14 protein-coding genes and 1 other RNA gene are annotated in these 14390 nt (G+C 38.7%); 1 reads left to right on the top strand and 14 read right to left on the bottom strand.

What is annotated here, in order from left to right; all coding sequences use genetic code 11:
- Positions 1-5: 5 nt before the first annotated feature.
- Positions 6-2417, bottom strand: a complete 2412-nt coding sequence (locus tag ABM34_RS00320) for an alkaline phosphatase family protein (RefSeq protein ID WP_064505389.1) — start codon at positions 2415-2417, stop codon at positions 6-8.
- Between the two features lie 807 nt (positions 2418-3224).
- On the opposite strand from ABM34_RS00320, the gene ssrA reads away from it, so the two are divergent.
- Positions 3225-3591, top strand: a transfer-messenger RNA (tmRNA) gene (gene ssrA, locus ABM34_RS12980).
- Between the two features lie 673 nt (positions 3592-4264).
- On the opposite strand, the gene ABM34_RS12890 is transcribed toward ssrA, so the two are convergent.
- From ABM34_RS12890 to ABM34_RS00260, 13 genes are read right to left on the bottom strand one after another with little or no spacing between them, the layout of a single operon-like run.
- Positions 4265-5251, bottom strand: coding sequence for a peptidoglycan recognition protein family protein (locus tag ABM34_RS12890; protein ID WP_053084431.1), 987 nt, complete (start codon positions 5249-5251; stop codon positions 4265-4267).
- 3 nt (positions 5252-5254) lie between these two features.
- Positions 5255-5587 (bottom strand): holin, encoded by a 333-nt coding sequence (locus ABM34_RS00310; protein ID WP_048702347.1) that lies wholly within the window; start codon positions 5585-5587, stop codon positions 5255-5257.
- Between the two features lie 18 nt (positions 5588-5605).
- Positions 5606-5902 (bottom strand): hypothetical protein, encoded by a 297-nt coding sequence (locus tag ABM34_RS00305; RefSeq protein ID WP_048702344.1) that lies wholly within the window; start codon positions 5900-5902, stop codon positions 5606-5608.
- Position 5903: 1 nt separating this feature from the next.
- On the bottom strand, positions 5904-6302 hold the full coding sequence (locus tag ABM34_RS00300) for a hypothetical protein (protein ID WP_048702343.1): 399 nt from the start codon (positions 6300-6302) through the stop codon (positions 5904-5906).
- 9 nt (positions 6303-6311) lie between these two features.
- On the bottom strand, positions 6312-6446 hold the full coding sequence (locus tag ABM34_RS13455) for a hypothetical protein (RefSeq protein ID WP_257719939.1): 135 nt from the start codon (positions 6444-6446) through the stop codon (positions 6312-6314).
- A 10-nt stretch (positions 6447-6456) separates the two neighbouring features.
- Positions 6457-7143: a hypothetical protein gene (locus ABM34_RS00295; RefSeq protein ID WP_048702342.1), complete on the bottom strand. Its 687-nt coding sequence runs from the start codon at positions 7141-7143 to the stop codon at positions 6457-6459.
- Between the two features lies 1 nt (position 7144).
- Positions 7145-7819 (bottom strand): hypothetical protein, encoded by a 675-nt coding sequence (locus ABM34_RS00290; protein WP_048702341.1) that lies wholly within the window; start codon positions 7817-7819, stop codon positions 7145-7147.
- Between the two features lie 10 nt (positions 7820-7829).
- Entirely contained in the window at positions 7830-9293 is a 1464-nt protein-coding gene (locus ABM34_RS00285) for a phage tail spike protein (RefSeq protein ID WP_048702340.1), read from the bottom strand.
- Positions 9290-10099, bottom strand: coding sequence for a distal tail protein Dit (locus ABM34_RS00280; protein WP_048702339.1), 810 nt, complete (start codon positions 10097-10099; stop codon positions 9290-9292). Before ABM34_RS00280 ends, ABM34_RS00285 begins: the two co-directional genes overlap by 4 nt.
- 3 nt (positions 10100-10102) lie before the next feature.
- On the bottom strand, positions 10103-12949 hold the full coding sequence (locus tag ABM34_RS00275) for a phage tail protein (protein WP_048702338.1): 2847 nt from the start codon (positions 12947-12949) through the stop codon (positions 10103-10105).
- Between the two features lie 38 nt (positions 12950-12987).
- Positions 12988-13374, bottom strand: a complete 387-nt coding sequence (locus tag ABM34_RS00270; protein ID WP_048702337.1) for a hypothetical protein — start codon at positions 13372-13374, stop codon at positions 12988-12990.
- A gap of 50 nt (positions 13375-13424) precedes the next feature.
- Positions 13425-13766 carry a tail assembly chaperone gene (locus ABM34_RS00265; RefSeq protein ID WP_048702335.1) on the bottom strand — a complete coding sequence of 114 codons (342 nt, stop codon included), beginning with the start codon at positions 13764-13766 and terminating at the stop codon, positions 13425-13427.
- 25 nt (positions 13767-13791) lie between these two features.
- On the bottom strand, positions 13792-14388 hold the full coding sequence (locus tag ABM34_RS00260; protein ID WP_048702333.1) for a phage major tail protein, TP901-1 family: 597 nt from the start codon (positions 14386-14388) through the stop codon (positions 13792-13794).
- Between the last annotated feature and the right edge of the window lie 2 nt (positions 14389-14390).

Genomic DNA, 14390 nt, shown 5'->3' with positions numbered 1-14390 from the left:
GATGGCTAGTCAACTCGTCCATTATCACTTGAAACAAATTCATTTGTTGAAACTCGATAATGAAGTTTTCCGTTGATCATGAGTGATCGATCAGTTGCCCACTTAGTATTTGATGCTAACCCACGATTTTTGATTTTCTCTCCATTTGAATTTACTAGATCCGTAACCTTGTATTTAGGAGTAGTTAAGACCTTTGAAAAACCTGTATATACATATGCATCTTTTTCGCTCACCCATTCATTTGAAGAAACGCGATAATATTTGATACCATCATTAATTTTTTCTTTATCACTGCGCCAATCTGTTCCGCCTGAAAGTGATCTGCGTGTTGCCTTTTTCAAATCAGAATCATATAAAGAAACTGATTTTTTGGATGCGTGTATTGAGATTGTCTTATCAGAATTATTATCCAAATCAACCAAAATTTCGGTACCATCTGTTGTTGCTGCCATCGCTTGTGTAACGGCAGACTTCGTGTCATTTTTGTTACCAGATGGTTTAAATTTGATTGTTGCTAAACTACCGACAGACTGGTCATCAACACTTATTGTTAATTTCAATATATCATCGTCAATTGTTTGACGTAAAATTTTATTTCCGGATGCTGCGTTTAAGCTATCGACATTTTGACCATTTAGATCAATTCGCATATCCACTGCGTTAATTTTTCGATTTTTCAAGTTAGTTAATCCAAGTTCGACTGTATCACCCTGACGGGTTAATTGTACCGTTTCAACATTACGGTCCTTCTTCGTCAACTCAGATTGGCTTAAAAATGCTGATTCATCAAAAACTCGACTATCTAACATGTGTGATGGTTGTGGAACTTGTAGAGCATTCAGTACTAACGCAGTAATATCTGCATTACTACCACCTTGTAAACGGCGACCACTATCTACAGTTTCACCACCAACTGCCATGAAGATATTACGATCAGGCTCATCATTAGGACCATGGTTCGTCCCTGCTCCACCGTGATCGGCATTAGCAATGACTAAAGTATCATGAATATGACCAGTAGCTTCTAAGTTGTCCATAACTTTTTTGAACAGGCCATCATACTGTTGATATTTTTCCCAATAATTGTCATTATACCAGCCCTTGCTGTGGCCTTGACCATCCATATAATCACTTTGCATATAAACCATCGATGTATTCTGGAAGTCGGATGTGCCAATATAATCTGCAACGTCATCAAATGACTTCAAGGATGCTGATTGTTTCGTTGTAACTGCAGCATCTGGTTCAACAATAGAGTTAACAATTGGTCCCCATTCTGAAAAGGCAGCTGCTTTTTGAGTAGGATTATTCTTTTGTAAAACCTTAAATACTGAAGGGAAAAGTGGTGTTCCTTTTCCAAAGTCAGCAAAGTATTGTTGACCCATTGTTCCGTTAGTTCCTTGGTATGCCTTAGGCAAAGTATCCCATGGTCGACCATGTAACATGGAAATATAGTTTTGAGCAGAAATAGCTGGTACAACAGAATGTGCTGATGTACTCATCGCAAATTGCTTGTTAAATAAGTTCATCGTATAAGTATTTTTACGTTTCTTCATCAAATTAGGATCAGTCGTCCATACTGGTTTACCGGCTTCTTTACCAGTTCCAGTCGCATAAAAAATACCATTTGGATCCCATGGATTACCACCACCGTCGGTCGTCAAAACAATAACGTGCTTATATGGCTTGATCTCTGATCTAGCTGCAATTTCTGACTTTGTATTTTCTGGAGCTAAAGCGATATCGCCAACTCCAATAATACCGTCACCGTTATAGTCCAAAGGATCTTGTGCTTGTATGTCCACTGACATTGATGATCCTAGTTGAATCGTGCCTTGGTCTGTTGGTTGTTCAAAATGAATATCTGCTTTTCCAGTGGCGCCTTCTATTGCTCTAAAATTAATGTGTGCTAAACGTGTCTTAGCATAATACAAGAAATCAGCATCAGAAAGTTCAGCAGTTGTAGTAATTCTTAATCGACCATCATCTACTTTTGTAACTACTGTTTTGTTGCCCTTTAGTGTCCGATCAGAATTGATATAGGAAAATTTATTAGAATTATAGACTATGTCAAAGGACAAACTTCTAACTTTTTCTTCTTTCAATTGTCGCGCATGAACATTTAAGCCATAAATTGCACCGGCAGCAATTTGTTTAGGACCAACTAATCTAGTCTCCACAGTTTGTTCAACCGCCATTGGAGCTGATTGACGTCCCTGAATATCTTCATTAGTGAATGTAGTTGTTACCACATTAGTTTGATCTTCAGATTGTTGTGATGAAGGTGTATCCCCCATAGCGGCAGGTGTTTGCACAGTTGCCTCTGTTTCTGGTACTACTGCTGCAATTGCAGGAGTTACAGTAGTGGTTAAAGTTGCTGTACAAATTAATAATGTCGTTAAAATGCGAGGTTTCATTAAATTTATCTCTCCAAGTTTTCTTTTAAATTAAATTTGTTGACTAATGCTTTTTTCATTTGAACAAAAAATACAACTTTTAAGAATTAGATTTCGGTTATTGCTTCCAAAGGTAGATTTATGGCAGTCGAATCTGATTTCACTTTATTTATTCAGTCAATTATTGCTGAAAAGAACAGAATATATCAGCAATCGACCACCTGCAGTTATATTTAATCTCAAGGAAAGAACACCATAATAATTAAGTTTGTTTTCAGATATTTCTTCAAATGAAATTGTTTTATCATATCCTCCTTTAAATTATTTGTATAAATTAAATTTAGCATGCAGATAAACAATATAAAAATTTAAATTTCAATAAAATGTATAAGTGACAAAAATAATTTTGATAATATGCGAATAAAAACGTGTATTATTTTTATTTTGTTCGTATAACCACCCAATTGTAAGCGATTAGCACATTCCAAATATGTTGTGATAAATATTCAATTAGTCGTTTTTAGAAAAATAATATTTATTAAATATATAAACAAATAATATTAAAATACCTGGAATATCCACGATTCTGCGAATTTTAACGAAAAAAACCATACCTAACTTAATGTCAGATATGGATTTGAAAATTGTATTTAGATTTTTTAATTCCTAGAAAAATTTATTTCTATCCATTCAAATATTTGTCGACGGTGCTAATTATCGAAATACTTTAAGACTACATTCTTGTTGCCATAAATAAGTCTTACGAATAGTTGGTATTAATTGATTAAGAACAAGTTATCAGTTAATATAGAACAGTATCAATATTTCGGGGATGTTCTGGATTCGACATGTGTAATAGCGTGTGGGCCGCACTTCGTTTTTTTGGGTTCGTAAAACCAATCAGTTTAATTATAACTGCAAAAAATAATAATTCTTACGCTCTAGCTGCTTAATAACAGTCTAGGCGTGATCCGACCTGGTTTCGCTCAAGGGCCAGAATTGGGTCTCAAATTAATTGAGCTACGTTTAACTATCCCTTCTGAATAGCTAAAAAGAGACTTATCAGAATAGTCATTGTGGCTTGCCTTGTTGTACGGCGTTCACGGTGGCAAAACTTTAAATAGTATAACTATGAGTGTAGAAGTTTACATAGCATTATGCTTGGACAGGGGTTCGATTCCCCTCATCTCCATTTTTTAAATTTCATTACGTTTTATAAGGGCGCAAACCCTTGATAACACAACGTTTTTATTTTTTGAGGTTTTACGAAATTTCGTAGGATTTCATACTCATGGTACTCAAATGGTACTCAAAAAAATAGTAATGTGGGAACAGCGAAGCAATAGCGAATGAAAAACACGTCTAAAATAGGCGTGTTTTTTTGTTGTCAATTATTAAAATAACATTGCCTTAAAATTGATATCTTTTTGACTATCAATTATTAATCGATTTAACGGAACATCTTGAGAATTAAACGTCATATACTTTCCTTAAAAAAATAACCGCCCTTCAGATGAAAGACGGTCAATAATTTACGATACCGAATTGGAATAGTCTCCAATTGTGACTAGGGGTAGATTTAAGCCTCTACCTAGCAACGTAGCGTATCGCCAACTACATTATATACTGAATAACATTAAGCAAGAGGCATTTATAAACGACTTGCTTCAACAAACATATTAACAGGTAGTTAATCAAGTTTCAAATTTTTTTGATCATAAACGCTACACTGATGAACAAAAAAAATCAAGAAATTATCCTCAATTCAAGTTTAATAAAACTCTCATCACTTATATAACAAAAAAATACCCACACCTAAATTAATAGATGTGGGTATTGTTGCCGTTCCAAAGACTAGTATATCATGCTTATCCCTTAAATCCACTACCTTGCTGAAATTTAACTGGGATATATTCATCTGTGGAAACTTGGTAGCACCAGCCAACATTAGGTACTTTAAATAGTTCTTCACCGGTTGCCCATGAAGTGCCACCTTTAAATACTTGGTTGCTGTCTTTTATGCTTTGACCTTTAGAATTGTATGCATTAACTCCGTAACCGTCTAAATAGTTAATAACAATCTTGCCCGCCTTGTCAGTGACAGACTGTGGAATGTAAGTATCATTGCCGATTTTAAAGTATGCTTTTTTATCACGTACTAGAATATCAGCTGATTGCCATGCCGTGCCACTAAGGATATCAGTCCCAATATGAGGAACGCCTTTGCTACTTGTTGTGGTAAATGCTTTGAAGTAGTCAGCCGTCACAGTCACCACATTATTAATAGTGGCTTTCTTCTCTGGTTCGGGATCGTCATCAAATCCGTTTGCAAGGTCATATGCTAGCTGTGATTTAGTGATACCCATGCTTGCAAAGTAAGGGTAAGGATCAACGTGGTCACCGCCAAAATTATTAGTTACCCATTGATGTGTCTTGATTCCATTGCCCCCACTGTCTAGAGTGAGCGGGATACCGTAAGCATTAGCGTAGTAGCGAGCTACTTCCACATACAAACGATAGGCTTCTCTAAATTGGTGTTTGTCGCCAGTGCGGGCAAACTCGATTTGTACTGGTGCGTATGGATTAGCCGTTAATGCTCCCCACGATACGTAGCCTGGTTCACCGATTTGGTAAACTTGTGCCTTGCCGTCCATATAACCAACAAAAAACTGGACGTAAGCACTGCCATAGTTGTTATGCATATACTGAACCTCATGCAGTAACGCTTGTGGATCTCGTTTGTCGTTATCATTACCTGATTCGTGGAGGATAATAAAACGGTTAGAAGCTAGCCGTGTATCACCTTGATAATCGTCTAATGTGTATGTCTTATTAATGATATTAGGATTAAACATATTCTATCCTTTCATATCCAGATTTTTTTGTTCTTTGGTTGGTTTCCATTCGGTAGAATAACCACCCGCTACGCCTTTAAATCCTGTAAATAGTCCTGCTGTACTTGCACCAACTAAAAAGCCAGCAAATCCGCTTTGATAAAGACTTGAATCATTTTGCATAAAGCCGACAAACAGACCAATTAACACCCCCAAAATCATTGATACAAACGGTAAATACTTGTTTGCTAATTTAATCTTACTGATCTTGATTGCTTGAGTAATTGCATACACCGCAACACCAATCAATGTAAGTTCTCCTGCACTAATCAAATTTAAACCTAAAATATAATCCATGTTTTTTCCTACCTATTGTTATTTATTATTTTTAATACCACGCAAGCCAATCTGTCCAATTAATTGTGATTGCTCCTTTAACTCTTCAATTTGTTCGGAAAGTAAAGTAATTGAATGATTTAGCCGTGCAATTTCCGATTCTAATTGAACTATTTTTATATCCCGAGTTTGAATATCGGCTAGTTGTGCCTTTAATTTGTCGATAAGTTCACCATCGGTTTCCTTGTCCGGTGCCCTTTGGTTAATTTTCGCCACAATCACCCCCATAACGAGCGAGATAAGCATTCCCAAAACAGTAACCCAATCATGTTGCATTCTATCCACCCGCCTTTGCTGTATGAAAAATCAATACGATCACAAAGGCGGTTAATCCTGCACCGATCGAAAATTGATGTAACTCAATATCTATTTGAATAAATGTAATAAAAAAGAACACCCAGACGGTACTTAGTAGACCGACAAAAATGTTCTTTATGTCCCAAAGTCTTATATTCCAAATGGAAATTAAAATTCCCACAGTTGCTAGGCACATAAGTAAAGCAAACATGAACGATGTGTCTAATAATCCTATAAAGCCCAGCCATGGGGGTGCCTGACTTAAAATATCTCTCTGGCTTTTTACAAACAAACCCAAATATGCAGTACATATTGATAGCCAAAACCATATCCAGTTGCGTTGGTAATGTCTGCCAATATGTAACAATTGTTCTTTCATTGTTACCTCCTAGTCGATTGAGCTTAGATCAATTAAATTATTTTCTCCAACGTTAATTGTTACGATTTCCCCATCAGAATTTTTGATTTTGATAGCCCTAATTGTCTTTGTTGCTAATTCCGCAACCTTTGATAAATCGTTCATATTAGCCCTCCTAATAAACCGTTATGGAGTCGAGTAGGAAACTAACCAAGCCACTAGACGCCGAACTTGCAACGGCATTGAACTGATAATCAAGCATGAGTTTGCCGTCCTGTTCATGAAAATAGTAATCGAAATATGCAGACCTTATCGAAACCATTGCAATGTCTGGAACATCTTGCAAATACATGTAACTTCCTAAACTTGAACTCTCAAACGGATAACGAACACCTTTCCCGACCATAGTTTTAAGTTGAGTTTTTGTGAATGAAACTCCGTCATCAGTCAATGTTGGTAGACCCGACGTTGAGGAACTGATCGGGCTTTCTCGTGAAAATAGCTTTGAACTTGTGATCTCACAACCATTCAATGCTGAACCAACCAATATGTTTGTTTGTGCTTTGGAATGCTTGACGGTCAAACCATTAGGAATATTACTTAAATCAGACTTTATTCCTTTAAGTTCAACGGTTGCCATTTTGTTGTTTGATTGATAATCAAGAATGGTTGTCTGTGGAACTGCTACGCTGTCCCCTATGTTGATAGGTGTCGAGGTTGCAAAGTCGGATAAATCAAGAACTCCGTTTTGATCGGGTGTCCGAGTTATGATCGTACCTGCATTTTTTGGATCGTTGATTTTGACTCCAAACGCCGAACGAACCACTGCACGAGCCGTTGTTGTTAGATTATTCTCTGCCATATTAAACAGCTCCTAACGTATGAATTTTCGCCAAAACGTCTGGATCAGAAATTTTGTCGTCTGTGTCCAAGTCCATTTCGTTCACAATTCCCGTGATTACTTCTTGTGCTTCGGTTTTCTTGATAACATTATTGTCATCAATCAACTTTGTTATGTCCGCAAGTTTTGAGTCTAAATCGTCGATTTGCTTGCGAATATCTTCGGTGTCTAGTTCCGCATTCTTTGCTGTTTCTTGAATAGTCTGATACACGGAACTAATCTCATTGACAACGCTCTTTGCGTCTGAAATAAGCGAATTGCTTTCCGTACCGCCTACACCGTCCGCCCTCTGTACATAAATAATAAAGTTAGAGGTTGAGCTACCGTCAATTCTGAAATATGTTGCCGTTGTTGATCCGGAGGACTGATAAATCTCCGCAGGTAGTTTGTATGTAAACCCAATCGGCTTGCCTAAAATATCGTTGAATATTTCAAAGTTCGATTGTTCTTTGTCTTGTATGACTTGTTCATCAAATTTCGTGCAATCAAATTCAAATACACTGTCGGTTGTGATCGTGAGTCCCTCGTCCAATGTAACTTTGATCGTGTCTTGACTGTCGTCTTGTCTGATCCATACAGGTTGAGCGATATATCTTTTTGCTTTGCTATCATCTAGCGTTATCTCTGTAACTGTCATGCTTTACCTCCTATGAGTATTTTTTAATTCTTGTTCGGATCATATCCTCGATACCGCTTTGCCTTGCCTCTGGTGTGAGGGCAAATGTTGAGCCGGCAACAACGGTGGAATTGTGAATATTTAATAGATTTCTATTGATCTCTGTTATTCGTTCCTCGACGTAAACGTCTAGCCGTTCATCATACAAATAGATTGTGTCCCCAATTCCGACAGTCCCAATTTGATTGAACGACGTTTCTAATTTCCGTTTAGGTGTACACATTGTTAATAGTTTCATGTATGTTCTGGACAACAATCTTGATGAGAGGACTTCGTCATCAAATGTAACAACACCAATTCGTGGACTTCCGTCGCTGTACCCATAACTTGCGGTTGCGGACGGAACTTCCACATAGCCTTGACCTTTTGGTTTGTTGACTGGTGCCTTGGGACTTGTCCATTCAACTTGCGTGAAATCAACTATTCGCTCTGTGGTTGCCCCACCTGTCGAGGTTGTCGAGTTGTCCTCATCTGTGATTATTTCGTTGTCATCTTGTGCCGCTGTGAAATCAACATCAATGTAATTGACGTATTGGTTTGTAGACACTCGATAATACTTTTCGTGAGTGCTTGCCTTTTCCATATACATATCTGTACGCCATTCACTATCTTGTCCAAGTCGTCTGCCTGTGTATGGAACTAATTCACGGGTGTATAAAATAGCAAAGGTCTTATTTACCTTGACTGTTCCGGGGCTTGGTACGTCGTTCCATTGATCCGAAACGGGGGCGTCTGGTTCTTCTATTTTGAGTGTTGCTCCATAGCCGACCAACGCTGTATATATTCCCGACCTATCCTCGGTGTACTTTGATCCGGTCAAGTCTTTTCTTACGTCAAAATGTAGGTCGGTTCTATCTTCTCCTAATTGTTTGTACACGTTTATTGCTCGTTTTGTGATCGTGTTTCCTTGGAATTGATACACAAAATCAAACTCAAAGCCCCAATCTTCAACGGCTTTGCTAAGTACCGAGCTAACTGTTACGTCCTCATCATCAAACGACTGTGGTTCGTACTCGTCGTGATCGGGCGTAACTCCAACGATCCATGTTTTTTCATTCGGCAAAGCATAGATTAATTGATCCAGTAACTCATCAACGTACAACAACCCTGTGGTGTCGTCTTTTCCCCATATCTTGCCGACCCAAGTTGCTGTCATGTCCTCATACATTGTTTCAAAGCCTTTGAAATTGATTTCTGAAACTGTCATGTCAAAGGTGGTAATGGAATACAGGTGTGCAAAATCGGGGTCATTTGCATAAGTGGGAACTGCAACATACCGGCTTTTTTGAGCCAACTCACTATTTCTCTTACTAAACGGAATAGAACAATCTAATTCGTTTGCCTTGTTGATTTGAATTTTCTCTGTTCCACTAAGTTGACGATCAACAATTCCGAGTAGTGATTGAGTTTCGTCCAAAAAATAAAGTAATGTCATAACAGTTTCCCTCCTATTTTAATAGTGACCGAGCAATTTCGACTTGTAACAATTGTGCTACCTTTCTTTATTGCAAAGTCTTGTATTTGACTTATGTACATCAGTTTTGCAGGTGTTGGTTGTCCAAAGTAATAAACATATTTATTCTCTGGATCATTAGGAATAACCGTTACCTCGTCCCTATTTGAATATGAACCCTCAATAAATATTTCATGCCCGTTCCCGTCTTGAATGTATGTGTTTTGAACGTCGTCCGTATAATTGAACGTGATTTCTTGTGGTTGTGTGTAGTACGGAATTTCGTTTGTGATCGTGAACGTTCCACTTCCTGTGATTTCATACGGGTGTTTTGGATATTTGAACGGGTCAATACAAGTGATCGTGAATGTTGAAAAGCCCTCATTCACACCGGACGGAAATTCTTCCACGGCACTAACTGCACCTATCCAGTAATACTCTGGTTCATCACGGAAATAGAACTTGAAAACTTCCCGTGTAAACAATTGTTGGTTCAATAAATTAAAACTGTAACGGAACTCCGTCGAGTTCTTTGCAGCTAGTAGATATTTGACCTTTATTTCTCTTGTCGGTAGTCGTCTGTTTAAGATGAAACCGCCGTCGTAATAATCGCTCTCATGAACGTTTAATTCCGGCGTAGCTAATTCCCTACCACTTACTTGAACTGTCTGATAGCCATTCACAATGCTTTCAATCGGCAAGTCTGTGTCCATGAAATACATTGCCTCCGTCGGCATGAATAAATCGTCATCATTCGATACACGATCAAGATTTCTAAATTTATACATGAACTAGAACCCCCTCCCGAAACGTTGTTGAATGTTTAAATCTTGTTGACTTGTAATGTCATCAGTAAATGTTGAGAACGAAGAACCGCCCATTGTTAGGTTGATATATGCCGGTTGAGCTGCAAGAGTCATATCTCCACTAACACTTGCTTGCATTCCTGTTTGCAACTGTCTGTTTGCTGAATTGATGGCTCCGGAAATATTGCTAATCCCAATATCTGGTTGCATTAGTTCACTGATTCTATCTGCCATACCAGAAACATGGGATTTTACCTCTTTAAATCCATGGACTAATCCGCCATTTAATCCACCCATGATTGCATTACCGGCAGGAATTAACAGTTTTCTATCATACTGGATTGGACCCTTGTGATCTTTTATCCAACTACCAATACCACCGATAAACTTTTTGACACTTTCAAAAGCTGAACGCAGTCCCTTTTCAAAACTCTTGATAATTGCACGGCCTGCCTCTCCTAGATCTATATCACCTAATTTATCAAATAGTCTTTTTATCGAGTTTATAACATCAGAAACAATTTTCCTCATAGCATTCATTGCGTTAGATAGTGCCTCTTTCATACCACTCCAGACGTCCTGAGCAAATGATTTAATGCCGTTCCAGGTATTTGTCCAAAAAGTTTTAATTGAATTAAGGACTGCTGAGATGACAGACAGTACTGCAGTGATACTTGCTTGAATAACAGCTATAATTCCATCCCATATTGCTTGGGCAACAGACATTATCCCATTCCAAATACTCGACCAAATAGAGGCAATCGCACTTAACACAGAAGAAATGATGGAGACTATTGCACTTAAAACAGTAGAGATCACTGTGGAAATCATATTCCAAACCTCTGAAACAATAGAAACGAGTGCATTCCATGCTCCACCCCAATCTCCTTGAATTACTGCCATAACCAATTGAATCACGCTGGCAATTACATTCAATGCAGTTGAAACAACCGTACTGATAACTGTCCAAACGGATTGAACAACCACTACTAAAATCTGCCAACCCGTTTGGAAAATGGTTTGCATTATTGTCATGTATGTCTGTACTACGGTAACTATTGTTGTCCAAACCGTGGTAAATATTGTTGCTATCCCAGACCATAATGCCGTGAAGAATGGTGCAATCGGTGTCCATATCATTTGTATGAATTGAACTAAGGTGTTCCACAAGTTTTGAATGGAGCTAATTATTGGAGTTAGTCCTGTGACAATAGAATTCCAAACATTAGTAAAAAACTCACCAATGCTGGAAAACAGTGTTGTAAGAAAGTCGACTAACCCTTGCCAAGCCTGTTGAATAAACCCAACTGTGGTTGAAACTATTGTTTTGCCTGTTTTTGTTGTGGTTAAAAATGCAACTACGGCACCAACGGCACCCGCTATTGCAGTTACAATTAATCCAATTGGTCCAGTTAATGCAAATATTCCAGCCGCCAAAACAACTAATCCAGTTCCAGCTAAAATTAGCTGACCTTTCGTTGTCCCTAATAAATCGTTAAATAATTGGAATACACTAGTTGACGAACTAACATCTACTCCCATTGCTTGTAATCCACTTGATATACCTTGTATTGCACTGTCAAAGCCACCATGAATGGTCTTAGCAATGTTATCAATAGCCTGTCTAAATGGTTCTGACGTTGTGTAAGCCTTGTAAAAAGCAACCGCTAAAAGCGCAATTCCTGCCGCTATTAATCCAATTGGACTGAGAATAAAACTAAATGCTGAACCTAGGTTCTTTAATCCAATAACAGTTGCATTTAGTTGGGGAGCAATTGTACTAAATGCCATTAATCCCATGACACCAGTCGAAACCGCTGTTAATAAACCTGAAAGTGGTGAGAGTGAACCCCCAAAATTCTTAAAATTACTAATTACACCCGGAATAGATCCATTTAGTTTTTGAAAACCTGCGTCAATAAGATTTTGTCCCTTGTTAATGTTATCCGCCATTGTTGGGAATCCGTTGCTTGTCAATCCTTTATCAATTGCAGTAAGCATATTTGCCATACCACGAGTTACCGCATTTTGAAGGTTATCAAAACTTGTTTGAATACCTCCCGAAGCGGTCCGGGCTTGACTAGCGAAACCACTGACGCCACTGTCTAGTTCAACAAATTTTTGATTCAATTGATCCACAGTTATTGATCCGTCCTGTAAGGCGGCATATAAGTCATTTGTTGCACTTCTACCGGCATAACCGAATGCCTCAGCGACCTTTTTGAGTGCTGACGGCATGGTTTCTTGTAGCGTACGCCAGCTCATTAGATCTACCTTACCCGACGATAGCATTTGAGTATACTGCTGTAATCCACGGGCGGCGTCCGCTGCACTTGATCCACTCGCAAGGAAAGCGTCATTCAATGCGATTGTTGTCTTTGCAGCCGTGTCAACGTCCCCAGTGATAGAGGCGAATTGTTGCGTGGTTGAAACAACGTCATCAAGAGCGGTAGGCAAGCCTTTGATACCATTTTGCAAAGTGTCCATTGACTTGCTTACGTCCTTAGCTGAATAGCCCAATTGCTCCATTACCTTTGGATATTGGTTCAAGGTATCGAAACGGGAAATAGCTCCACTAACCGAGTTCTTAACCATATCAACCGCTTTACCGACAAGTTGCATTGCTCCGATACCTGCTGCAATGTTCAAAATTGAGCTACGAGCTTGATCGGCTTTTTGACTCAACCCGTCCATTGATCGGTTTGCACCGTCGAAACTTGATCCGGCATTCTTGCCGAACCCATTCAATGAGTTTGCAGCATTCTTCAATGTGTTTGAAAAGCCTTTGTCTTGTAGTGATAGAACACCCTCAACGTTAAAACTTTGACCCATAATTCCTCCTCTCTAGCAAAAAAGGGACAACACGAAATTTAATTCGGTTGCCCCTTTTGTTTTTGCTTCTCTTTTTGTTTTTCTCGTTCTCTGTATATTTGTAGTATTTCGTCCTGTTCCCTTTGTTCTGACTCATGTTCTGACTCATTAAGGGGAATGTAATTAGGATCAAAACTCTTGTGAACATTATTTTTGTAAGCTGTCGAGTCGAAAAATTCATCAAACTTCGTGTACTTCGGTTTAGGGTGCTTAGATGAACCCTTGGTTGCCTGTACTGTCTGATTGAGCCACGCTTGCAAAGCAATGTTCTCTTGTTCATCTATCCGTGTGATCTGGTACGCCTCTAAACGCAAGAAATACTCCTGTATGCTCATTTTGGATATTTCGACTAGGTCTGTTAGTCCAAAACGAGAAATTGCATTCAAGAGCATTTCCCTGTACGTTTGCTCGGAACTGATCGGCTTTTTATTGCCGTCTAGTTCTGTGTTAGCTTGTTGACTGAAAAGCGAACCACTGGCGATTTTTTTAGTTCTGCCAAAACGTCCGTGAATAGTTTTTCAATTTGCTTGTCTGTTTGTGATCCAACTGCATTTGCTACGTCGTCATAACTTGGACGAGGGTTATCGGCATGAGTTGCACAATAGAGAGCGTTAATCAATGCAAGCATGTCCCAACCTTTCAATGCAGGTAATGTTCTTGTGAGAGCCATTCCCATTGAAATGCCTTGCACGTCAACACCTGCAACCTTGTCGAGTTCTCTCAAAAAACCGATACCGAAATTCAATTCAAATTCTTTGTCGTTTACTTTAATGTTCATAATTGTTCTCCTAATTAGTTAGTTTTTATTCTGTGGCTGGTGCTTTTGGTTGGTTTGCTCCGTCGGCTTCTTCGTCGTACTTAGTACCGCCTGCGGTGTCGTTGTCGTCCTTAGCAATATCCAAACCACGGAAAATATAATCAAAGTCGGCTTGTTGATCGTCTGAAAGTGAAAGCCAACCGTCTTTTGGTGTGCCGTCAACTGTGAAAGTAACATCACGTGTTGAAAGGTCATCGGCGTCGTTGTCGTTGCTATCTTCGTTTACTGAACCTCTCATATACCATGCGTAAACTTCCTTTGTTGAACCGTCCGTATTTGTCTTGATACGGTCTTTGTTTACGATCCATGCCTCAACCTTGCGACCGTCAAATAATGCGTGTCTGATTTTATCAGCAATGAAATGGTTGTTGTTTACGAACTCAACTTCAAGTTCTGTCTCAACGCTTGATTGAGAGGAAACTGATCCATCTTTAGTAGCTGTTGAATCAGAGTCAACACTTGGGTCAAAACTCAATGATGTCTGATAAGGAACAAGTTGAGCCTCCATCTTTGCTTGGTCCTCTAAAAGACGGACAAACAATACTGCATTTTTACCTTGTAATTTAACTAATTGTTCTGCCATGT

This window comes from Companilactobacillus ginsenosidimutans (genome assembly GCF_001050475.1).
Classification (GTDB): domain Bacteria; phylum Bacillota; class Bacilli; order Lactobacillales; family Lactobacillaceae; genus Companilactobacillus; species Companilactobacillus ginsenosidimutans.
This window is presented reverse-complemented; position numbering and strand designations above follow the sequence as displayed.